The sequence below is a fragment of the Nostocoides sp. genome, from assembly GCF_037045025.1.
Taxonomy (GTDB): Bacteria; Actinomycetota; Actinomycetes; order Actinomycetales; family Dermatophilaceae; genus Nostocoides_A.
This window is the reverse complement of the sequence record NZ_JBAOHM010000009.1, coordinates 65,786-87,506: the sequence shown is the minus strand read 5'-3', so window position 1 is coordinate 87,506 and position 21,721 is coordinate 65,786. Positions and strand designations below refer to the sequence as shown.

Below are 21,721 nucleotides of genomic sequence, written 5' to 3'. Positions count from 1 at the left end.
CAGAATTAGGGGGCCGTGGTGGGGGCTTCGCGCGATGGCCTCGCCGTCCAGGCGCAGGACGGGCCGTCCCGCCGGACGTCATAGCCGTCCGTCCCCTGCCGCGGGGGACGCCTTCCATCGACAGGTGGGCGATCGGCATCCGGTCACGTGCTGCGGCGAGCGCCGCGTCGACGGCCGCCGACTCCTCCGCGGCGTTGCGACGGACGTCGAGCGAGCTTCCACACCATCGTGTACAACAAGGCGGTCAATCTCCCGATCGGCTTCACCGACGAGAGGTCCGGCTGGGGCAATATCTGGCGCAACAACACTCCCCTTGCTGGCCACCCGACGATCGGGCCGGCGCACGCGTGGCAGAAGGCGGGCGGCATACCCAGAAGCGATCGCATCGTCCAGGAGTGCGGGGTCGGCCTGGTCGAGGTGTCGTATGCCGATCGGCTCGCCTTCGCCGCGGCTCGGGCGCGACGGCAGAGTGCGCGTCCACGCGGCCGGCGGTCAGATCTGGGTTGGCGGGGATGCGGTGTCAGTGCGCAGAGGTACCGTGGCTATGTGACATGGGAACAAGGGGGCTCGACACACATGACTGATGCCGAGCTCAACCCGCAGCCGCCACCGCCCACCGCGAAACCGCCTGCCTTGGCCATCCGGGGCCTCGTCAAGGCCTTCGGCGGCCGGGTGGCGGTCAATGGCATCAACCTCGACGTGCCCGCCGGCTCCTTCTACGGGCTGGTCGGTCCCAACGGCGCCGGCAAGACGACCACGCTGTCGATGGTCACCGGCTTGTTGCGGCCTGACCAGGGTCGGGTGTGGGTGGAGGGCATCGACGTGTGGGCGGACCCGGTGGCCGCCAAAGCGGCGATGGGCGTCTTGCCCGACGGGTTGCGGCTCTTCGAGCGGCTATCCGGCACGGAGCTGCTGTCCTACCTCGGCAGGTTGCGCGGCATACCACGGGATGTCGTCGCCGAGCGCAGCCGCGAACTGCTCGAAGTCCTCGACCTCACGGGCGCGGGGGGCAAGCTCGTCGCCGACTACTCGACCGGGATGCGCAAGAAGATCACCCTCGCCGCAGCGCTGCTGCACTCGCCGCCACTGCTCCTGCTCGACGAGCCGCTCGAGGCGGTCGACCCGGTCTCGGCGCGCATCATCCGCGAGGTGCTGCACGCCTATGTCCGCGGTGGCCGCACCGTCATCCTGTCCTCGCACGTCATGGACCTCGTCGAGGACAACTGCACCCACCTGGCCGTGATGAACGAGGGCAAAATCGTCGCGGACGGCCCGATCGCGCAGGTCCGCGGCGACGCCGCCTCGCTCGACGATGCCTTTTTCCACATCGTCGGCGGCCGCGATATCGCCGAGGGGGGCCTGGAATGGTTGCGCTCTTCGCAGGACTGAAACTGCGGCTCATCCGCAACCGGGCGATGAACCACGGCGACCTCGGGGTCCTGTGGCTGGTCCTCGGTGTCCTCGCCGCGATTGCGGCCGGCGGCCTGGTCGGACTGGGTTTCGCGATCTTGCGGACTTCGCCCGATTCCGCCCCGCTCGGGCTGGCGAGCTTCTTTTTCAGTTTGCTGCTCGCGTGGATGGTCATGCCGCTGGTGGCCTTCGGCGTCGACGAGACCGTGGACCCGCGGCGGTTCGCGCTGCTGCCCATCCCCGCCGGGCGGCTGCAACGGGGCCTGCTTGCGTCCTCTCTCGTCGGCTACCTGCCGCTGGCCAACGCCATCGCCCTCACCGGAGCGGCAATCGGCCTCTCCCCCAAGTGGTCCATGCTTCCGGTTGCCCTGGTGTGCGTCATCGGGGTGTTGCTGATGTGCGTCATCGGCTCCCGGGCGCTTGCCGCGTCGATGGCCTCGTTGATGGGCTCTCGCCGTGGCCGCGACCTGGGGATGGCGGTCACCTTCGTCCTCTTCATCATTTACTTCCTGCTCTCCGGGGCGGCCGGCGGCGCCCGGGGGTCCTTTGCCGATCCGCTCGCCGGCGCCATCGGTCGCGTGCTCGGGTGGACCCCGCCCGGCGGACTGGCCGTCATCCCGTCCGATCTGGACGCCTGCCGCTGGCTGCCGGCCGCGGCGCGCGCCGTGATCGCGGGCGCCTTCCTCGTGGCGTTATGGGTGTGGTGGGGCCGGGCGCTGCGCACGAGCCTGACGACGATCGGGTCGACCACCGAGTCCTCGGCGGTGTCGCGCGGGCTCATCGACGACGATGCGGTGGCCACCGACACCCGCTCCACGGCCCAGCTCATGTTCGGGCGCGATCTGACGATGATCTGGCGCGACCCGATGCGTCGCCTTCCGCTGCTCATGGTCGGGCTGCTAGCGGTGGGCTGGCCGTTCCTCACCACCGGCAGCGAGCGGTCCGGGTACGCCGTCGCCTTCGCCGCCGCCATGGCCGGCATGCAGGCCGCGACCTCCTACGCCACCGAGGGATCCGGATTGTGGCTGCACCTGACCGCGTTCGCCGACCGGGCCCGCGCCCGCGGCGAATTGTGGGGGCACGCCGTCGCTGCCGTCGTGCCGGGGCTGGTCATCAGCGTCATCGGGGTGTTGATTCAGGTCATCGTCCGCGACGGGTGGTCGCACCTGCCGGGCATGCTAGGCCTGTGTTTCGGCGCGGTGCTCACCTCGACCGCTGCCGCGCTGTTCGTCTCGGCCTGCCTGCCGTATGCCGTGCCGCAAAGCCGCACGTCCATGTTCGCCTCCCGCGTGCCCGGCCAAGGCGGCCGAGCCTTCGCTGCCTCCCTCGCGACGATGGCCGGGGGCGCGTTGCTCTGCATTCCGATCATCGTGCTCGTGGTCCTGGGCGAGACAGTGGACTCGGGATTTGCCTGGGCGGCATTGGTTTTGGGCCCGCTCTACGGGCTGGTTCTCCTGTGGTTCTCCGTGCGCCTGTCCGCCGGCCGCTATCTGGCGACCGCCCCGGAGATCCTTCAGACCGTCAGCGCCGGCGACTGGGTTTGAGTCACCCACGACGTTCTCCGCTCCTGCCCACGCAGAGCGTGGGACCCAGACGCTCCGATACTTTGGACCGGGCGACCGCTGCCGAAGGGGGCGACAGCCGTTGCGGACCATGGGGCGAGGCCGACCCCGTCCGCGACCTCGCCGGCGCATGAGGTGGGTGATCCGCAAGACATGCACACTTGCATGTTAGGATGGGAGGATGCCTCGAACGATTCAGATCCGCGACGTCGATGACGAGGTCTACGACGCTCTGGCCCAGCGTGCCGCCGAAGTCGGACTGTCGGTGCCCGAGTACCTCCGGCGAGAGACCAAGCGACTCGCGGCACGCCCCTCGATCGGCGAGTGGCTCGAGCGCACGCGGCGTCGCTCGGGCGCCCAGAGTCCTCGGGACACCCTCGAGGCGCTGGACGAGCTGCGCGGCGCCTGGCCGACGTGATCGTCGTCGACGCCTCCTGCCTTTATGATGTGCTCGTCGACTCCCCGAACGCCGAGGCGATCCGGCAACGACTTTCCCGGGAGCCCGACCAGGCCGCCCCGCACGTCATCGATGTCGAGGTCTTCAGCTTGATCAGAAGAGACTATCTGGCCGGCACTCTCGACGACACGCTTGCCGCACTGGCAGTCGATGACCTGCGCAGTTGGCCCGCTGACCGGTACGACCACCGGGCCCTCCTGGCCCGGGCCTGGGAACTGCGCCATACCGTGCGCGGGTGGGACGCCGCATACGTTGCTCTTGCCGAGGCGCTGGACGCGACCCTGCTCACCCTCGACCGACGCTTGTCCGCGGCGAGCGGACCCACGTGCCCGATAGAGGTGCCGATCCAGCCGTAGAGCGCCGGAGCGGTCGGCAGACTGGCGCGTGCAGGACCTCCTAGAGTTCACGAGTGGTCCGGTCGGTGCTGGTGCTCCCGAGCCCACTGCTTCCCGAGCTCGCCTATCACGACCTTGCGATGGCCCTTCGGCCGCAGGGCCGCCAGGTCGTGATCGCCCCCATCCCGACTCCCCCGGCAACGCCTCACGATCTGATCCAGGTCTGAAGCGCCTTCGCCCAGGATGCGATGCCGTTTGCCCTTCCTGCACGACCCCCACGGCGTCGCCGAGGCAGCGATAATCCTGCTCGACCAGTTCGGGCAGTGAGAGACCGGCCGCCTTCGGGCGGCAATCCCCGGGGCTTGCGCGGCTGGATATGTTGGACGTCATCGGCTCAACGCAGAACCGGGTGGACCAGCTTGTCGACATTCGGCAGCCGCGGGGGCCAACAACCGATCAACGCTGGAGGCACCAGGTGAACCTGACCGGAATGCTGTATGGCGCGAAACTGCTCGAGTTCGCCGGATTCCCCGCCGCGGAGGTGCTCGGGCCGGACGCGAGCGAGGAGGAGATCAAGGATCTGATCTCCCGGCATGGGGAGATCATGATCAAGCCGGTCTTCAAGGGCGGCATCGGCAAGAAGGGCAAGGCGGGCCTGATCGGCCGGGCCAAGGACCTGCCGACGGCGTTGGCCGAGAAGGAGCGGCTCTACTTCGCCGAGCACCGCGTCGGCACGACGGTGGCCAAGGCCAATGGCGTCACCTTCGAGGCGATGGTGCCCGCCGAGCACGAGGTCTATTTCTCGCTTACCGACTCCACCCACTACCGGGCCCCGACGATGACGATCACCCACCACGGCGGCATCGCCATCGAGGAACTCGACAAGGAGCTCGTCGCCCAGGTGCCCTTCGAGGCCCTCACCGGCATGCGCGCTTTCGTCGTCGCCAACGCCCTCTCCCAGCTGAAGGCCCCCAACGAGATCGTCTCGCCGCTGGTCCAGCACCTGCCGTCGCTGTGGGAACTCTTCCACGAGTTCGGGATGACGACCCTCGAGCTCAACCCCATCCGGATGCGAGCGGACCAACGCGGCCGCCTGACCCCCGTCGCGTGCGACTTCAAGTGCGCTTTCGACCGCGACGACCCCCGCGTGCAGCGGCTCGGGCTGCCCCGCTCGCTGTTCTCGTCATCGTTCTCCGATTTCGAGCACGAGGTAAACCAACTGCGCACCTATCAGGGCCAAAGCGACGTCTACGTCGTCAACGACCAGGGCACCATCCTCGCTCCCACCTTCGGCGGCGGCGCCAACTCCCTGGTCTCCGAGATGCTCGGGGATGCCGCGATCATCTCCACCGACTTCGGCGGCAATCCGCCGTATGCGAAGATGCGCGAGCTGGCGAGCATCTGCTATCGCTACTGGCTGCCGCAGTCCAACGTGCTGTTCATCATCGGCGGCAAGGCCAACAACACCGACATCTTCGAGACCTTCCGCGCCATGGCCGACGCCCTGCGCGACTACTTCGCCACCCACGGACCCACCCCGGTGTATGCCGTGGTGGGCCGCGGCGGACCGAACCTCATCCGCGGCATGGGGGTGCTGCGCGACACCTTCGAGACGCTGAAGGTCCCCTACAAGATGTTCGGCTTCGACTCCGATATGTCCGAGGTCATCCACTACGCCCTCGCGGCCGACGCCTGGATGAAGGAATCCGGTCGCGAGCAAATCCTGCGCCAACACCAGGCGCTCGCGGGCTGACGGGAGGCGAAGATGTATACGAAGGGTGTCGGCGATTTCCACTACTACGTCGGGATCAGTTCGCTGTCCCAGATCGCGACCCGGGGCGACCGGGTGTGCGTGCTCAACATCCTCGGTGGCGAGTCCACCGACGTGACCCCGGTCAGCCACGAATACTCCAGCGGCAATGTCGTCTTCGGCACCGCGCCGGGTCGCGGCGGCTCCGAGATGGAGACCGCGCTCGGCACGATCCCGGTCTACAACAACGTTCTTGAAGGCATCGCCGACGGACACACCTTCAACTGCGGCGTGGTCTACCTCCCGCCCGCTGCCGCGCGACACGGCGTGGGCGAGCTGATCCGGGTCAACCCCGACATCCGCAAGATCTTCATCGTCACCGAGAAGATCCCCGCGCACGACGCCCGGGAGATCCGCGCCATCGCCCAGTCCAACGGCGTCGACATCTTCGGCGCCAACAGTCTCGGGGTCGCCGACTCCTGGAACCACGTGCGCATCGGCGGGGCTCTCGGCGGCAATACCCCCGAGGAGGCGCTACGCAAGGGCTCGATCGCGATCCACTCCAACTCGGGCAACTTCACCACGACCATCTCGACCTATCTGCGGATGGCTGGCTGGGGTACGACGACCCTGGTCTCGAGCGGCAAGGACGTCTATATCCATTACGCCGCACCGGAATTCGCGTTTGCGCTCGCCAATGACATGCGCAGCAAGGCCGCGGTCCTCTATGTCGAGCCCGGTGGCTACTACGAGCTCGACGCCGACTTCACCAAGCCCGTCGTCGCCTGCGTCGTCGGCCGGTGGAAGTCGCGCCTGACCCGCTCGGTCGGACACGCCGGCGCGATGGCCGGCAGCGGCGACGACGCGGCCAGCAAAGAACGCTGGTTCATGGAGAAGTTCGGCGTCGACGGCGTGTGGTCGCCGGAGCATCCGGTGTGCTCGCGCATGGGCGCCGTCGTCACCAATATCGCCCACGTCCCCGCCGCCCTCACCGACGTCATGGCCCGGAACGCCACCCTGCCCGACTTCGCCCCCGAGGGCAGCCTCAACCTCAAGCCGTGGTTCGGCCGGGCGCGTGACCTCGACCTGGCCCCCGAGCTCGACCTGCCCAATGTCGTCGCGGCGCCGCCGTATGACGAGCAGATCGCCGCGCTGAACGCGCACGTCGGCGCGGTGCGGGCGCGGCAGTCGATGAAGGATGCCTCCGGCGTCTCGCAGATGGACGCGGTCACGCAGGTCTCGAGCCTGCGCGGCATGTCGATCCTGCGCGCCGCCGAGCAGCCAATGGCGGCCAATATCGTTCTGGCCCTTCTCGGTCGGCGGGCCACCGAGCAGGACCGGGCCCTCGTCGACGTCGCCGTCGGCGCCCAGGTCAACCTGTTTGACAGCGTCGAACTCGCCGCCGTGCGGGCGGCTCGTGAGTCGGGCAACACCCCCAATACGGTCCTGGCGGCAGCGCTTGCTCTGCGCGGCCCGGCCCACTCGCAGCCGGCACGGCTGGCCATGCACGGCTTCATCGAACTCTTCCGCGAGACGAAGCTGACGGCCGACGACATCGACGCCGACGTCACCGCATACGCAGCGGGCGAGGACTTGCGCGCGCTCATTGTCGGCGACCAGCCCGATCCCCGCGCCGAGGCTATCCTGGCCGGACTGCGCGAGCGGGGTATCGACGCGCTCCCGCTGCGGTGGCTGGCAGCCCAAGGCGGTCATCCGACAGCCGATGGCGTGCTCGCGGCCATCGCGATGACCCTCACCTGGCGGGCCTTGACGCGCAAGGAGATTTCCCGGCTGACCGCCGAGGAACTGCCGTGGTGGCTGGAGATCTTCGGCACCCTGATCGGTGCCGCGGCGCCGGTGGCGGGACACACCGCCGACGCGTTCTGCGGCATACCGATGAGCGAGGTCCTCGCCCGGTGCACGGTCACCGAACTCGCGGCCGCGGCGCTGCTCGGCGAGTCGCCAGCGGCCGACGTGCTCGACTCGTTCGCCATGCTGACCGGGCTGCTGCTGACCAACGGTCCCGGAGCGATCACGGCGCAGGGCGCGAAGGGCGCGGTCTCGGCCGACGGGCCGCAGTCCCCGGACCGCATCCAGCTGAACAAGGCGATGATCGGCTTCCTCACGCACGCCGGATATGCCCACGGCGGCAACGGTTTTGAGGGTATGGCCTTCCTGATCGACCGCTTCCGCGACGCCGAGCTGAGCGACCCGGGAGACCCTGAGCACGGCATCGACCTCGACGCGCTGACCCACGCGTATGCCGCAGAGTTCGCCGCGCTGAAGGTCACCCGCAAGGAGGCCGGGGCCGACCGCCCGACGATCCCGTGCGTCAACCACCCGGTGTTCAAGGGCAAGGACGTCAATATCGACCCGCGCGAGGAACACGTCCGCACGGTCATGGCGCAGCGCGGCGAATACAATGTTTTCCACGACTACTACCGGCGCCTAGTCGTGGCCCTGCGCGAGGAGGGCGCCACGGCAAACGTGTTCTGCGTCAACGTCGATGCGCTCATCGCGACGTTATTGCTCAAGTTGTTGTGGGGTCGCTACCGGGACGGCTCGTTCACCACCCACGACCTGGAGGACGCCGCTTTCACCGTCTTCCTGTTCGGCCGGATGATCGGCTGCGCCGCCGAGATCGACGACCACCAAAACCGCGGCCGCAATATGGACACCCGCACCCCGCAGAAGTCGCTGTCGTTCGTCTCCTGACTCCAAAGCACTCAGGGGGCGATCCTCATCCTGCGCGCCGGGGCGCCCCTCCGGGCAGACTGCCCTCGCGCCTTGGGCGAGTACCTGCCTCGCGAGCGAATGGTCGCGCCTGTCCGCAGACCTTACAGGGTCTAAGATGTGCGAATGTGGAGCGTGGACGTCGAGCAAGTCGCTGGATGGCTTGCTTCCTTGGACCAAGAAAGCCTGGAGCAGGTGGTCGCGGCCATCGAGCTTCTGGAGGAACTCGGTCCACAGCTTGGGCGGCCCATCGTTGACACGGTAAAGCATTCTCGTCACCGGAACATGAAGGAACTCCGCCCAGGCTCCTCCGGACGTTCCGAATTGCGGATCCTGTTCGCGTTTGACCCCCAACGAGCAGCGATTCTGCTCATCGCCGGCGACAAGACCGGCAACTGGCAGCGTTGGTACAAGAAGAACATCCCCTCGCCGACGATCGCTTCGATGACCATCTCCGCAAGTTGAAAGGACAGTGAGAGCTATGCCCCAGTCACTGGACGACTTCCTGGCCGAGCACCCGGTGGACCGGGCTCGGGTCGACAAGCACAAGCAGCGGATGCTCACCGAGGTCCGCGCCTACCGGCTGCGTGAACTTCGCGAACGTGCAGGCCTCACCCAGGCTCAAGTCGCCGAACGCATCGGCGTGGGTCAGCGCCAGGTGTCGAAGATCGAGCACGGTGATCTCGATAACGCCAAGATCGGCACGATCCGTGGCTACCTGCAGGCCGTTGGTGGCGACCTGACCATCGACTATGTGATTGGTGACGAACGCTTTTCACGTTGCGTGATTCCGACCAGCCCGACAAACGCCAGGCCACGAAAGGTTAACGCCGCCATCCCGGCGGCCGGTGACCTCCCATTCGGGAAGGTTCCTGCACGGCGCACCGAGCAATTGTCCAGGCAGCGCGGAAGCCGGAGCCTTGGGTGGTGATGCGCTGCCGTAGCCGCACGGCCGCGGCAGCGCCTCGGAGACATCGTCGAATTGGTGGGTCAGGGTCATCATCCGAGGCGAGGTCGACCTTGGCCACCCTGAGCCCGCCGGCCCGCAGATGACAGCAGGATGTCGCGGAGTTCGTGCCGACCATGCCCAAGCAGCCGTCCTATCTCGTGACAGCCTCGATGTCCGTGTGCGCAAAGTCGTCGCCCTTGAAGAGCAATGCCTCCCCCTCGACCGAGGCAACGGCATACGCCATGCAGTCCCCGTAGTTCAGTCGGGCCGGGTGCCCACTGTTGCGACCGTAGCGGCGGTAGGCCGAGCGCGCCGCGCGAGCATGCTCCGGCGTGAACGCGACGATGTCGACGCCAACAGCCGTCGCACCCACCACTGCTCGCCCCGGGGAGCGAACCCCGGCGGTTGGGCGCGGTCCCGCGACCCCGGACCCCGATCGCCATTCTGCTGGGGTGGGTGCCGCCGGAGAGGGAGGTGATCGAGTTGCCCAAATCGCCGAGGATCGCGGCCTTCGACAGCTGCGCCTTGAACCTCGGTGCGCAGGGCGCGCCAGTCGAGGATGCCGGACTTGGGCGTGCGGCCCGGGACGCGCAGAGACCCGGGCGACCGCATCGTCCTGGGTTGGAGATGGAGGAGTCTGCCGCGCTATGCATCGCGTTACGGGATGAACGGCTCATAGAGGATTCTTAGCCGTATGAAGACGACGATCGAGCTGCCGGACGAGCTTGCGGCCCAGGTTCGCGCCGTCGCCCGGGAGCAAGGGACCACTCTGCGCGACCTCGTGGTCACGGGGCTGCAACACGAAGTTCGCCGCCGCACGGTTCGCGACCTGGGCCCTGCAGACGTGCCTGCCGAGCCCGAAAGCTGCAACACGAAGTTCGCCGCCGCACGGTTCGCGACTCCCTTCCGGAGTTCTCCTTTCCCACGGCATCGGGCACCGCATTGCTCGTGCCGCCTGCCGACGCGATCCCGCTTGCGTATGGCGACCCGTCGTGATCGCGCTCGACACCAACCTGCTGGTTTACGCCCATCGGGCGGACTCACCTCACCATGCGGCCGCGGCCGCGGTGCTGCGACAAGGCGTGCGGGCCCCTCAGGGCGCAGCGGTCCCCTGGCCGTGCGTCCACGAGTTCCTCGCGGTGGTCACCCACTCGCGTATCTACGCACCACCCTCAACGATGGCCGTGGCCCTCGCTTCCGTCGGCGCGCTCGCCGACGAGCCGGGCGTCCACTTCATCGGGGAAGGCCGCGATCACGTCGCAGTGCTCACGTCGCTGTTGGCGTCGGGATCGGTGGTCGGCCCGAGGGTCTACGACGCCCGGATCGCGGCCATCTGCCTCGCGCACGGGATCGACGAGCTGTGGTCCGCCGACCGCGACTTCTCGTGGTTCCCGCAGCTGCACGTGGTCAATCCCCTCGCGCGCCCGCAGTGAGGAGCGCCGGAGGCGGCGTTCGCGACGTTGACCGGACCATCCGGCATACGCTCGCCCGGTGACCCGGTCGCTCCTCGTGCTCCCGAGCCCACTGCTGCCGGCCCTCGCCTACCGCGACCTGGCGGCGGCGCTGACGCCCGACACCGAGCGAATCGAGATCGCGACCATCGACCCCGCGCTGTCCGGCGGGGCGGACGGCGTGATCGACGCGTGGAGCGAGCAGGCCCGAGCACACGATGCCCTGGTCGCGCACAGCAACGCCGGCTACCTGGCCCCGCTGGTCCGAGAACGGTGCGGTCACGACCTGCCCGTTGTCTTCCTGGATGCCGCGCTTTTGCCGTCGACCGGTTCGAGCCGGCTGGCGCCATTTCGATTCCTCGCGTTCGTCGCCGGGCTCGTGGCGGACGACGGACTCCTGCCGCCCTGGACGCGCTGGTGGACGCGCGAGGAGTTGCGGGACGTCATACCGGATGCTCGTTTCGCCGAGATCGACCGGGCCTGTCCGCGGCTGCCGCTCAGCTATTTCCAGTCAACGGTGGCCGCTCCGGCCGGCTGGGTGACCACGCCCAATGCCTATCTCGCCCTTGGGTCCACGTATGCCGATGAACTCGCCTGCGCACGGACGTGGAGGTGGTCGCACACCCAGATCGACGGCGGGCACCTGCACTTCCTGCACCAACCCGAGGCCGTCGCCGCCGCGGTGCTCGCGCTGCTCGATGCCCTGGATCCGCGGATATGACGGCAACGACGCCCTGGGATCTCCCCACCGTTGACGCGACGTGGTGCGCGGGCCGCGTGGACGAGGTGGCGACGATCGGCTATCGCGAGGATGAGCCCATCACTCCGGCGTCCGTGATGAAGGTGCAGGTCGCCATCGCCGCCGCTAGCGCCATGCACGACGGCCGGATCGACGGGCCCGCTCCCCTGCTGCTCGACCCCGCGAGTCGGACCCCGGGACCGGTCGGGATGTCGCTGCTGCACGATCCCGTGACCACGACGCCCCGCGATCTGCTGCCGCCGATGCTCACGCTCAGCGATAACGCCGCCACCGACGCGCTGCTCAGCCTCCTGGGCGTCGAGGCCGTCAACGCGGCCACTGCTGCCTGGGGAATGCCGGGCACCTGGCTATCGGAGGACCTCGCCATGCTCGATGGGCTCGCGCGCGAGATCGGCTTCGCCCGGTATGCCGAGTTGGCGGCTCACGATCACACGCTCCAGGGGCCGCGTGGTGCCGAGAACATCCGTCACGCGATCGCCCGTTCGGCTGCGCTCGACCCCGCGCGGGGGTCGAGGACGACCCCGGCGGACATGGTGCGGTTGCTACGGCTGATTTGGACCGATGCCGCCGGACCGGCCCCGGCCTGCGCGCTCATCCGCGAACTGATGAGTCAGCAACTCACCCAGCACCGCATCGCCTCCGGCGCCGCCCGCGGCTGGTCCGTCGCGGCCAAGAGCGGCGGCCTGTTCGGCATCGTCCGTAACGAAGTGGGAGTGGTCATCGACGAGACCGGCACGGCATACGTGATCGCTGTCTTCACCCGGCAATCAGTCGACGACGACACCGACCCCCGCGACATCGATGCGGCGATCGGGCGACTCGCGCGTCGGTTGGTCGACCGGCTCCGCGACCGAGGTTCTTGACGGCGATCGCCGCTTTAGGCACGACGGTCCGGGCCACAATGGGACATGGCCTACCACCCGATGTCCGAGCCTGAAGTCCGCGACTTCCTGGCGGCGGTTCCCGCCCGACCGGCCATCTTGGCAACGGTCCGCAAGGACGGCCGACCGCACGCCGCACCGATTTGGTATGACGTTGAGCCGGACGGGTCGTTGATCTTCAACACCGGGGCCCAGACCGTCAAGGGCCGCAACCTGCGCCGCACCGGGCGCGCGGTACTGACCGTGCAGGACGACCACGCCCCCTTCTCCTTCGTCACCGTCGAAGGCGATGTCGAACTCGTCGACGACCCGGCACAGGTCCGCACGACCGCCGCCCGCATTGGTGGCCGCTACATGGGCGCGGACCTGGCCGAGCAGTATGGCGAGCGCAACGGCGTGCCGGGTGAACTCCTGGTCCGCCTGCGCCCGGCACACGTCGTCAGCGCCGCGGACGTGGCCGGCGTCTGAGACCAGGCCAACGGGCTACGCCACTGGTCGGTTCGCTCGCGCCGCCCGCAGCGCCTTCTCCAGCCGCAGCAACTCATCGAGCATCGCGTCTGCGGATTGCACCATCACCTCGTTGGGCTCCACCGACCCGTCGGGACGCAGGAACTGCGGGAAGAACGGGATATTCACCGAATCGGTCACCGGCACCATCCGCAACGAGCCGACCACCTGCTTGAGTTGTTGCACCGCCCGGGTGCCGGCGGAAACCCCGCCATACGAGACGAAGCCGACCGGCTTGTCGAACCACTCGTTGTGCAGGTAGTCGATCGCGTTCTTCAACGGAGCCGGGTAGCCGTAGTTGTACTCCGCGGTGACGATCACGATCGCGTCGGCGCGGCTGACCCGCTCGCTCCACTCTCTCGTGTGGTCGTTCTCATATTCGTGCAGGCGCGGATGGTGCGGCTCATCGAGGAAGGGCAGCCCCAGCTCGGCGAGATCGACGACGTCGAGTTGGAAACCGCCATGGGCGCGGGCACGCTCGGCGAACCAGGTCCCGATGGGTAGCCCGGCGCGACCAGGACGGGTCGAGCCGATGATGATCATCAAGCGCGGTAGCGCCTCGGCGGGTTCGGTCATGATCTTCCTCCATCGTCGGTTGCGATAAGCCACGTCAATCTGCAACGATGAGCAGCGTACCGCATTGCGGATCTATGTTCCACGTTACGGATCGATCCCCTGCCATGCCACCACGACAAGGAGCTGCCGATGTCGTCCTTCCGCGACCACCTCTTCCCGCTGGACCACCCACGACTGGCGGGCCTGTCGGAACTCGATGCCTACGAGTACGCCGACGCTCACCGGACCCATCCCGTGGCGGGGCCGGCGATCGCCGGGTGGCTCGCCCTGGCCGAAGCGGAGTTCGGCGGCGTGACCACCGACGGTGAGATCATCCCCGGGCGCTTCCAGCCAGGGCCCGCCGAGAACGCCCCCACACGAGCCGCGGCCGCGGCCGCCGAGGCGCTCATCGCGGCCGTGCCTGACGAGGATGCCGAGCGACTGCGCCATCCGATCGACAGCGCGGTATGGCGCGCCTGGATGAACCCCGAGTTCTACCTCAATCGCCACGGCCTGCGCCTGGAGGAACTCGACCCCTCGGTGCGCGACCTGGCACTCGAGGTGGTCCGGGCGAGCCTCAGTGAATCCGGGTATGCCGTCGCACGCGGCGTCATGCGGACCAACCACTTCCTTGGTGAGCTCGTCGAGCTCCCCCGCATCTTGAACGAGTACAGCTACAACCTCAACATCTTCGGCACTCCCTCGGCCGACGAGCCGTGGGGCTGGAATCTGTACGGCCATCACCTGTGCCTCAACACGGTTTTCGTTGGTGGGCAACAGTTTTTCACCCCGGTCTTCTTCGGCGCGGAGCCCAATGTCATCGACAAGGGTCCGTATGCCGGCACTCGCCTCTTCGATCGCCACGAGGAGCTAGCCCTCGCCTTCCGCCGGGGGCTGCCCCCCGCCAAGGCCGCGGCCGCGACGCTCTTTGACCGCAAGCGCGACCCCGCGATGCCGCCCGACCGGCTCCACCCGGGGGACGAGTTGCACCTCGGCGGCGCCTTCCAGGACAACCGCGTCATCCCTTACGAAGGGCTCCCCCTGGTCGACGCCACCGCCGAGGAGCGGGCCGCTGTGCTCGCCATCGTCGCCGCCTATCTCCACTACATCCCCGACGGCCCGCGGGCTGCCCGCCTCCGCGAATTCGAGGCCCACCTCGACGAGACCTGGTTCGCCTGGATTGGTGGCACCGACGACGACTCGCCGTTCTACTACCGGATCCAGAGTCCGGTCATCCTCGTCGAATTCGACCACCACGCGGGCATTTTCCTCGCCAATCCCGAGCCCGAGCGCTTCCACATCCATACTCTCGTGCGCACTCCCAATGGCAACGACTATGGCGCAGCGGTGGTCGCGCAGGTGCGCGGCGCGGACTCGAAACTGAGCGGCCCGGCATGACCCCGGCCAACGGCATACCCCAGACTCCGGCAGAACAGACTCCGGCAGAACTGCCCCTCGCCGGCATCCGGATCCTCGATCTGTCGCGGGCTCTCTCCGGTCCGATGTGCTCCTCGATACTGGCCGATCTCGGCGCGGAGGTCGTCAAGGTCGAGGGCACACCCGCCGGTGACTCGACCCGCCACTGGCCACCCTTCGAGGGCGATCGCAGCCTGTATTACCTCTCCGCCAACCGCAACAAGCGTTCGATCGCGCTCGACCTGCGCGCCCCGGAATCGCGAGTCATCCTGCGCCGGCTCGCCGAGCGGGCGGACGTGCTGCTCGAGAACTTCCGCCCCGGCACCCTGGCGAGGATGGGGCTGGACCCCGCGGAATTGCAGCAGTCCTTGCCCGACCTGATCATCGCCAGCATCACCGGGTTTGGTGATCGCGGCCCGTTGCGGGACGCGGCCGGCCTCGACCAGGTCGCGCAGGGCGTCTCCGGGCTGATGTCGGTGACCGGCGCGGGAGAGCACACGCCGATGCGGGTCGGCGTCCCGATCGCCGACATGACCACGGGGCTGTATGCCGCGGTGGGCATCACGGCCGCCATCGCCGACCGGGCACGCACCGGGAACGTCCACCGGGTGAGCACCTCGCTGCTCGAGGCGACCACGTCGCTGATGACCTTCCAGGCCCAACGCTACCTCTCCCTCGGCGAGGTCGCGCACGCGCAGGGCAACGACCATCCGCTGATCGCAGCATACGGAGCATTCCAGGCCGCGGATCTGCAGCTCAACGTCGCGACGGGCACGCACGCACACTGGATCTCGTTGTGCCGCATCCTCGGAGCGCCCGAACTCACCGAACGACCCGAGTACGCCACCCCGCCCAACCGCAGCGCCAACCGCGCGGCCCTCGCCGCCGAGCTGAACCTGCTGTTCGCGGCCAAGCCGGCCGCCGACTGGGTCGCCGAGCTGCGGGCGGCCGGCATCCCGTGCGGCCCGATCTATGCCATGGACGGCGTCTTCGAGGACGAACAGGTCAAGGTGCTCGGCCTTGTCGAGGAGGTGCCCGGCCCGGACGGAGCCGTCGACCGGCTGATGCGTGGCCCGCTGTGGATCGACGGCGAGCCGACGCACATCCGCCGCCACCCGCCGCGGATGGGCGAACACAGCCGGGAGGTGCTGACCGAACTCGCCTACGAGCCGGAGACCATCGACGACCTCGTCAGCCGTGGGGTCGTCCGCGACCCGCTGCATCGAGAAGGAGCCGCACGATGACCGACACGACGACCGACCTGCCCGAGGGCGCTTTGGCCCGAGTCGAGCTGCCCTCCGGTCAGCCCGCGGTCGTGATGGTGGGCGGCGGAGGTGATCTCGCGTATGCCGAGGTGGACGGCTACCGTTTCGCCGATCTGCCCGAGTTGTTGACCGCTGCGGGCGGGGACCGATCTCGGATCAGCGGCGGCCCGCTGGTCGCCCGCGGCCCCGAGCTGCGGCTGCTGCCCCCGGTCGGGCGGCCGCGAAAGATCCTGTGCGTCGGGCAGAACTACCTCGACCACGTCCACGAAGGCGGCCGAACGGCCGGTCCCGAGCACCCCGACCTGTTTGCGAAGTGGGACAACGCCCTCACCGGCCCCGGCGACGTCCTTCCCCTGCCACCGGAATCGGACCAGATCGACTTCGAGTCCGAGCTGGCCGTCGTCATCGGCACGCGGGCACGACGGGTGCCCGCCGAGCGGGTCGGCGAGGTGGTCTTCGGCTATACCGCGGTCAACGACGGGTCGGTCCGCGACTTCCAGTTCCACACCGGACAGCGCACGGCAGGCAAGGCGTGGGACCGGCTGACCCCGCTGGGACCGGTCGTCGTTGCGGCCGCCGAGCTGGGCGGCATACGACCCGATCTGGAGATCACCGGCCTGCTCAACGGCGAGGTGATGCAGTCCGACCGGACCTCGAACCTGCTCTTCGACATCCCGGCGCTGATCGCCTACGTCACGACCTTCCTCACCCTCGAACCGGGCGACCTCATCCTGACCGGCACCCCGGCCGGTGTGGGAGCCGCCCGAAAGCCCCCCGTGTGGCTGCGCGACGGCGACGTGTTCGAGGTCCGGGTCGAGGGCATCGGGTCGCTGCGCAACCGCTGCGCGACGGAAGTGCTCCCGTGAGCGGACGGGTGCACGCCGTGGTCCAGGACGGCCTCGGCTGGGCCAGCCTGGACAATCCGGCCAAGCGCAATGCGCTGAGCACCGAGATGATGGCGAGCCTCGGGGAGATCCTCGCGCGATTCGACGCCGACGCCGGCGTCCACGCCATCGTCATCCGCGGGTCGGGGACGGAGGCCTTCGCCGCCGGGGCCGACATCACGGGCCTGGCCACCCACGCCGACGACGCAGGGGCCCAACAGGATTTCGACGATGCCGTAGGCGCGCTGTTCTCAGCGCTGCACGAGGCGAGCACGCCGGTGATCGCCATGATCCACGGCTACTGCCTGGGCGCCGGGCTGGCCATCGCGCTGGGGTGCGATATCCGGCTGGGTGACGAGCGGAGTTCGTTCGCGATCCCGGCCGCGAGGCTCGGCATCGGGTATCCGGTGGACCTCACCCAGGCCCTGGTGGCCACGGTCGGTCCTGCGCACGCCTCTCAGATCCTATTCAGCGGGAACCGGATCGACGCGACAAACGCCGAACGCATCGGCCTGGTCAACGAGGTGTATGCCGTGGACGAGCTCGAGGCGGCTGCCGTCACGCTTGGTTCGATGATCGCCGGGAACGCGCCCCTGTCGATCCGCGAGGCGAAGCTCGCGATCCGGTCCGGCGGCGACGCCGACCGCGCCGCGATGGCGCGGGCCGCCGTCGAGGCCTGCCGTGGCTCCGCCGACGCCGCCGAAGGCCCGCGCGCCTTCCGGGAGAAGCGCCCCCCGCGCTTCATCGGTCGCTAGGACACCCCAGCCCGCCGAAGGAGACCCGCAATGGGACCTGATCTGCTGCCGAGCGAGGGCATATCGAACCACGGCACACCGGATGCCAGCCTCGACGTGGCCGGCATCGCCGATGCCTGCCACCGGGTTGTCGTCGAGTTCGCCCATCGCCTTGACCATCGCGAGTTCGACCGTGCCGCAGCTCTTTTCACCCCCGATGGGGTTTGGCACCGGCACGGTGAGGACCTGGTCGGCACCGAGCAGATTCTCGAGACGATCTCGGCGCGACCGCCCAAGCTCGTCGAGCGGCATGTCATGACGACGATCCACGTCGAGGTCGAATCCGCCGACCACGCGCGGGCCACGGCATACGTCCTGATCGTCCGCGGCGAGGGCGACGCGAGCGGGCCGGTGGAGATCCCGCAACCGCAAGCGCTCGGGGAGTTCCACGACCGGTTGCGCCGTACCGCGCACGGGTGGCGGATCGCGGAGCGCTCCTCGACACCGGTGTTCGTTCTCGCCAAACCGGGTGAGGAACGCCCTTGACCATCGGTGGTCGGATTGACTACCTTTGGACCACGATGCAGTTCAGTGAACTATCTAGCGGTTCACAAGATCCATCTTGATCTGGCGGCAGCCCGCCGAGACCCACCCATAGGAGACGTGATGACACAGGTTGACGACGCAGCGCTGGCGGCACCCGGGGGCACGACCGCCGTGGTCCGGACCGATGTCCTGGTTGTCGGGGCCGGGCCCGCGGGCCTGACGGCCGCGGCTTTCCTCGCGAAGTACGGAGTCGAGGCGATCACGATCGGGAAATACTCCTCGACCGCGCCGACGCCTCGGGCGCACGTCACCAACCAGCGCACCGTCGAGATCCTGCGCGACTTGGGGATCGAGGACCGCGTCGAGGCGGTCTCGATGGGCGATCACCTGATGGGCCACAACATCTGGTCGACGACCTTCTCCGGGACCGAGCTGGCGCGGATCATGACGTGGGGACAGGGGTGGGACCGTCGGGGAGACTACGAGACCGCAAGCCCCTCGCGAATGTGCAACGCCCCCCAAAACGTCCTCGAGCCGGTGATCCTCCAGGCCGCCCGCGAACTCGGCGCGGATGTCCGGTTCAACTCCGAGCTCGTCGCGATCGAGAACCTGGAAGGCAAGGTCCGCGCGACCGTGCGCAGCCGTGTCGACGACAGCGAATACGTCATCGAGGCCAAGTACGCGATCGGGGCCGACGGAGCCAACAGTGTCGTTGCCGAGTTGCTCGGCTTCGAGCACGAAGGCAACCCCGATCTCGGCGCCGCCTTCACCGTCTGGCTCGAGGCCGACCTGTCGAAGTACGTCGCCCACCGCCCGGGCGCCCTGTTCTGGGTGGCCCCGCCCGGCACCAACGTCGTGTGGGCACCGTGGACCGCGGTGGTCCCCCACAACGAGTGGATGGCGCTCTACCTCATGCACGAGTTCCTTCCCGCCGACACCTCGGACGAGGCGGTCGCCGAGATCGTGCGCCGCTCGATCGACGACGACAGTGTGCAGGTCAAGATCAAGCACATCGGCCAGTGGAAGATCCGCCAGCAGGTGGCCGCCGAGTATCGCTTGGGCCGGGTCTTCCTCGCCGGCGACGCCGCCCACCGGCACCCTCCGGCAAATGGCCTGGGCAGCAACACCTCCATCCAGGACACCTACAACTTGGCGTGGAAACTGGCCTATGTGCTGCAGGGCAAGGCCGACCCGTCGCTGCTCGACACCTACCACGACGAGCGCAAGCCGGTCGGCCGGCAGATCATCGACCGCGCGATCAAGAGCATCGGCGAACTCACGCCCCTGGCGGAGGCCCTCGGACTGGCTCCAGGGCAGAGCGTCGAGCAGGCGATGGCCAATGTCGACGACCTGTTCGCCGCCACCCCGGAAGGTGAGGCCCGGCGCACCACGATGCTCGAGGCGGCCCGCGGGGTCGACTGGCAGCTCAACTGTCACGGCGTGGAACTCGGGCAGCGGTATGCATCGCCGGCGGTCGTCGACGACGGCACGCCGTGGCCGGCATACACCCGCGACCCGGAGCTGTACTACCACCCGACCACCCATCCCGGTGCCCATCTGCCCCACGTGTGGCTCCAGCGCGGCAGCGAGAAGATCTCGACGCTCGACCTGGTCGGCCAGGGGCGCTTCACCTTGCTGACCGGCGTCGCCGATGCCGCGTGGCGCGAGGCGGCCGCCGAGGTATCCCGCGACCTGGGTGTCGAGGTGGCCGTGGTGACGATCGGCCTGCGCGCGGAGAACGACGACGTGCTCGGCGAGTGGATCAGGACCCGGGAGCACAGCGACGCCGGGGCCATCCTTGTGCGCCCCGACCGGCACGTCGCCTGGCGCGCGGCCGGCGCCGTGACCGATCCGACCGGTGCGCTGCGCGACGCGCTGGGCGCGGTGCTCGGCATACGGACCCCGGTCACGGCCTGAGCACCCGGCTGGGCCTTCCGCGCCGACCGGCACGCAGAGCCCAGCCATGCGGTACCTTCGAGCGCGTCCGGATAAGCGCGCGGGGAACTCGGAGGTGAGCGGCGTGCCCGATGGGGAGCCAGTACGCGGCGGCATGCAGTCGGTCCTTCGCTCGCTGGATACCCTCGAAGCGATCTCCCGGATGCAACCAATCCGGTTGAGCGAGTTGTCCCGTGCCGTCGGTTTGCCCAAGACGACGGTCGCTCGCATCGTCCGCACTCTCGGTGAGGCTGGCTGGATCGCCGCCGATTCAAGCCGGGGCGACCCGCGGTGGTCGCTGACGCCGCGGGCGCTCGCGGTCGGCGCCACCGTCAGCCAGGTCGACCTGCGCGAGGTCGCCCGGCCGGCCCTCGAAGAGATCGGCGCCGCAACCGACGAGAACATCCATCTATCGGCCCCGGACGAGGACACCATGGTGCTGATCGAGCGGGTGGCATCGAGCCGGAGTGTGCAGACGGTGGCCAATATCGGCGACCGGGTGCCGATGCATCTGACCGCCTCCGGCTGGGCCTACCTCTCCTGTCTTTCCGACGCCGAGGCGCAGGCGGTGCTCCCGGACGTTCTGGTCCCCACCACCGATCGTTCGGTGGTCGATCGGGAGGAGTTGTTGGGTGACTTGGTCACAGTCCGAGAGCGTGGGTATGCCGTCAACCCCGGACGATGGAGATCCGATGTCGCCGCCATCGGCGCGGCCGTGGTCAACGGTGCGGGACACCCGATCGCCGCCATCTCGATCTCGATGCCGTCCTACCGATTCAACGACGATCTGGCCGCTCCCTATGGCGAGTTGGTCCGCGAGGCGACCGCCCGGGTCTCTCGCGACATGGCGCGGCTGTCCGGCGTCGGTGTGCGCATCCCCACCCGTCCTCGCTAGCACCACGTGAGTTCCGCTCCGCCATAGCGCTGGGGCCCAGCCCGGTAGTCCAGCGCGACCCCGTCGATCGTGAGCGACGGCGGGACGTAGGTCAACTCGCCATACGGGCTGGGCGTTGTGTGCAGCGGGACATCCAGCGCGGTGACGGCCGCATCCGCCGGAGGTGGCGGCGCAGCGAGCAGGTGAGCCGCCGTGCCGGCCAGGGACAGGTGCGCACTTCCCAGGCGCCCCTCGGCGCGGGCGGCGAGCAAGGCCACCACCGCCGATGCGACCCCCATTCCGGTTGCGTGGTCGAGAGCCTGCACGGGCAAGGCGCCCGGTCGCCAGCCGTCCTCGGTCTCGATGCCATACAGCTGGGCGATGCCAACGGCTGCCTGGACGATGCTGTCGAAGCCGCGCCGCTCGCCCCACGGCCCGGAGTCACCCCACGCATCCAGGGCGACGGTGACCAGCCGCGGATGGCGAGCGCGCAATCCACTGGGGTCCCAACCGAATCGGGCCAACGCGCCGGGGCGATAACCGATCACGACGGCATCGGCATCCGCCAAAAGCTCCTCCAGAGCAACCCTTTCGACCGGATCGCCCAGGTCGGCGATTACCGACCGCTTGGCAAATCCGGTGTCGACGTGCTGGTCCCACAACTCCGGATGAGCGGGCGGGTCGAGCCGCAGCACATCGGCACCTAGGCACCCGAGC

23 protein-coding genes are annotated in these 21,721 nt (G+C 68.6%); 20 read left to right on the top strand and 3 right to left on the bottom strand.

The window, feature by feature from the left end; translation table 11 throughout:
* Positions 1-576 precede the first annotated feature (576 nt).
* The 9 genes from V9G19_RS09390 (at position 577) to V9G19_RS09350 (ending at position 9,178) form a co-directional block, all read left to right on the top strand.
* Positions 577-1,389 carry an ABC transporter ATP-binding protein gene (locus V9G19_RS09390; protein ID WP_462285222.1) on the top strand — a complete coding sequence of 271 codons (813 nt, stop codon included), beginning with the start codon at positions 577-579 and terminating at the stop codon, positions 1,387-1,389.
* Positions 1,365-2,954 carry a hypothetical protein gene (locus tag V9G19_RS09385; RefSeq protein ID WP_462285221.1) on the top strand — a complete coding sequence of 530 codons (1,590 nt, stop codon included), beginning with the start codon at positions 1,365-1,367 and terminating at the stop codon, positions 2,952-2,954. The genes V9G19_RS09390 and V9G19_RS09385 overlap by 25 nt, the downstream gene beginning before the upstream one ends.
* Positions 2,955-3,153: 199 nt before the next feature.
* On the top strand, positions 3,154-3,390 hold the full coding sequence (locus V9G19_RS09380) for a FitA-like ribbon-helix-helix domain-containing protein (RefSeq protein WP_462285220.1): 237 nt from the start codon (positions 3,154-3,156) through the stop codon (positions 3,388-3,390).
* A complete protein-coding gene (locus V9G19_RS09375; protein ID WP_462285219.1) occupies positions 3,387-3,785 on the top strand; it encodes a type II toxin-antitoxin system VapC family toxin in 399 nt (132 codons plus the stop codon). Before V9G19_RS09380 ends, V9G19_RS09375 begins: the two co-directional genes overlap by 4 nt.
* Before the next feature lie 53 nt (positions 3,786-3,838).
* On the top strand, positions 3,839-3,991 hold the full coding sequence (locus tag V9G19_RS09370; protein WP_462285218.1) for a hypothetical protein: 153 nt from the start codon (positions 3,839-3,841) through the stop codon (positions 3,989-3,991).
* A 248-nt stretch (positions 3,992-4,239) separates the two neighbouring features.
* Positions 4,240-5,517 (top strand): ATP citrate lyase citrate-binding domain-containing protein, encoded by a 1,278-nt coding sequence (locus tag V9G19_RS09365; RefSeq protein WP_462285217.1) that lies wholly within the window; start codon positions 4,240-4,242, stop codon positions 5,515-5,517.
* 12 nt (positions 5,518-5,529) lie between these two features.
* Entirely contained in the window at positions 5,530-8,229 is a 2,700-nt protein-coding gene (locus tag V9G19_RS09360; protein WP_462285216.1) for a hypothetical protein, read from the top strand.
* Between the two features lie 144 nt (positions 8,230-8,373).
* On the top strand, positions 8,374-8,712 hold the full coding sequence (locus V9G19_RS09355; RefSeq protein ID WP_462285215.1) for a type II toxin-antitoxin system RelE/ParE family toxin: 339 nt from the start codon (positions 8,374-8,376) through the stop codon (positions 8,710-8,712).
* Positions 8,713-8,803: 91 nt separating this feature from the next.
* Positions 8,804-9,178: a helix-turn-helix domain-containing protein gene (locus V9G19_RS09350; protein ID WP_462285214.1), complete on the top strand. Its 375-nt coding sequence runs from the start codon at positions 8,804-8,806 to the stop codon at positions 9,176-9,178.
* A gap of 169 nt (positions 9,179-9,347) precedes the next feature.
* On the opposite strand, the gene V9G19_RS09345 is transcribed toward V9G19_RS09350, so the two are convergent.
* A complete protein-coding gene (locus V9G19_RS09345; RefSeq protein ID WP_462285213.1) occupies positions 9,348-9,569 on the bottom strand; it encodes a PIN domain-containing protein in 222 nt (73 codons plus the stop codon).
* Between the two features lie 619 nt (positions 9,570-10,188).
* Here V9G19_RS09345 and V9G19_RS09340 point away from each other — a divergent pair.
* Genes V9G19_RS09340 through V9G19_RS09325 form a run of 4 tightly spaced genes read left to right on the top strand, consistent with a single transcriptional unit; the run spans position 10,189 to position 12,756 of the window.
* Positions 10,189-10,629, top strand: coding sequence for a type II toxin-antitoxin system VapC family toxin (locus tag V9G19_RS09340; RefSeq protein ID WP_462285212.1), 441 nt, complete (start codon positions 10,189-10,191; stop codon positions 10,627-10,629).
* Between the two features lie 58 nt (positions 10,630-10,687).
* Complete coding sequence (locus tag V9G19_RS09335) at positions 10,688-11,368, top strand: hypothetical protein (protein ID WP_462285211.1); 681 nt, start codon at positions 10,688-10,690, stop codon at positions 11,366-11,368.
* Positions 11,365-12,270, top strand: a complete 906-nt coding sequence (locus tag V9G19_RS09330; RefSeq protein WP_462285210.1) for a serine hydrolase — start codon at positions 11,365-11,367, stop codon at positions 12,268-12,270. Before V9G19_RS09335 ends, V9G19_RS09330 begins: the two co-directional genes overlap by 4 nt.
* A gap of 60 nt (positions 12,271-12,330) precedes the next feature.
* The gene (locus tag V9G19_RS09325) at positions 12,331-12,756 is read left to right on the top strand and encodes a PPOX class F420-dependent oxidoreductase (protein WP_462285209.1); all 426 of its coding nucleotides are present in this window, start codon (positions 12,331-12,333) and stop codon (positions 12,754-12,756) included.
* A 15-nt stretch (positions 12,757-12,771) separates the two neighbouring features.
* On the opposite strand, the gene V9G19_RS09320 is transcribed toward V9G19_RS09325, so the two are convergent.
* Positions 12,772-13,371 (bottom strand): NADPH-dependent FMN reductase, encoded by a 600-nt coding sequence (locus tag V9G19_RS09320; RefSeq protein ID WP_462285208.1) that lies wholly within the window; start codon positions 13,369-13,371, stop codon positions 12,772-12,774.
* Positions 13,372-13,500: 129 nt separating this feature from the next.
* Between V9G19_RS09320 and V9G19_RS09315 the strand changes: the two genes are divergently transcribed.
* The 7 genes from V9G19_RS09315 (at position 13,501) to V9G19_RS09285 (ending at position 21,025) form a co-directional block, all read left to right on the top strand.
* Positions 13,501-14,748, top strand: coding sequence for a DUF3500 domain-containing protein (locus tag V9G19_RS09315; protein WP_462285207.1), 1,248 nt, complete (start codon positions 13,501-13,503; stop codon positions 14,746-14,748).
* Positions 14,745-16,010, top strand: a complete 1,266-nt coding sequence (locus V9G19_RS09310; RefSeq protein WP_462285206.1) for a CaiB/BaiF CoA transferase family protein — start codon at positions 14,745-14,747, stop codon at positions 16,008-16,010. The genes V9G19_RS09315 and V9G19_RS09310 overlap by 4 nt, the downstream gene beginning before the upstream one ends.
* A complete protein-coding gene (locus V9G19_RS09305; protein ID WP_462285205.1) occupies positions 16,007-16,897 on the top strand; it encodes a fumarylacetoacetate hydrolase family protein in 891 nt (296 codons plus the stop codon). The genes V9G19_RS09310 and V9G19_RS09305 overlap by 4 nt, the downstream gene beginning before the upstream one ends.
* Positions 16,894-17,670, top strand: coding sequence for an enoyl-CoA hydratase-related protein (locus tag V9G19_RS09300; protein ID WP_462285204.1), 777 nt, complete (start codon positions 16,894-16,896; stop codon positions 17,668-17,670). Before V9G19_RS09305 ends, V9G19_RS09300 begins: the two co-directional genes overlap by 4 nt.
* 30 nt (positions 17,671-17,700) lie before the next feature.
* Positions 17,701-18,195 carry a nuclear transport factor 2 family protein gene (locus V9G19_RS09295; protein ID WP_462285203.1) on the top strand — a complete coding sequence of 165 codons (495 nt, stop codon included), beginning with the start codon at positions 17,701-17,703 and terminating at the stop codon, positions 18,193-18,195.
* A 120-nt stretch (positions 18,196-18,315) separates the two neighbouring features.
* A complete protein-coding gene (locus tag V9G19_RS09290) occupies positions 18,316-20,112 on the top strand; it encodes an FAD-dependent monooxygenase (protein ID WP_462285202.1) in 1,797 nt (598 codons plus the stop codon).
* 133 nt (positions 20,113-20,245) lie between these two features.
* A complete protein-coding gene (locus tag V9G19_RS09285) occupies positions 20,246-21,025 on the top strand; it encodes an IclR family transcriptional regulator (protein WP_462285201.1) in 780 nt (259 codons plus the stop codon).
* Here the strand turns inward: V9G19_RS09285 and V9G19_RS09280 are convergent.
* Positions 21,022-21,699, bottom strand: a complete 678-nt coding sequence (locus V9G19_RS09280) for a CoA transferase (RefSeq protein WP_462285200.1) — start codon at positions 21,697-21,699, stop codon at positions 21,022-21,024. The two genes, V9G19_RS09285 and V9G19_RS09280, sit on opposite strands and share 4 nt — an antisense overlap.
* Positions 21,700-21,721: the final 22 nt, after the last annotated feature.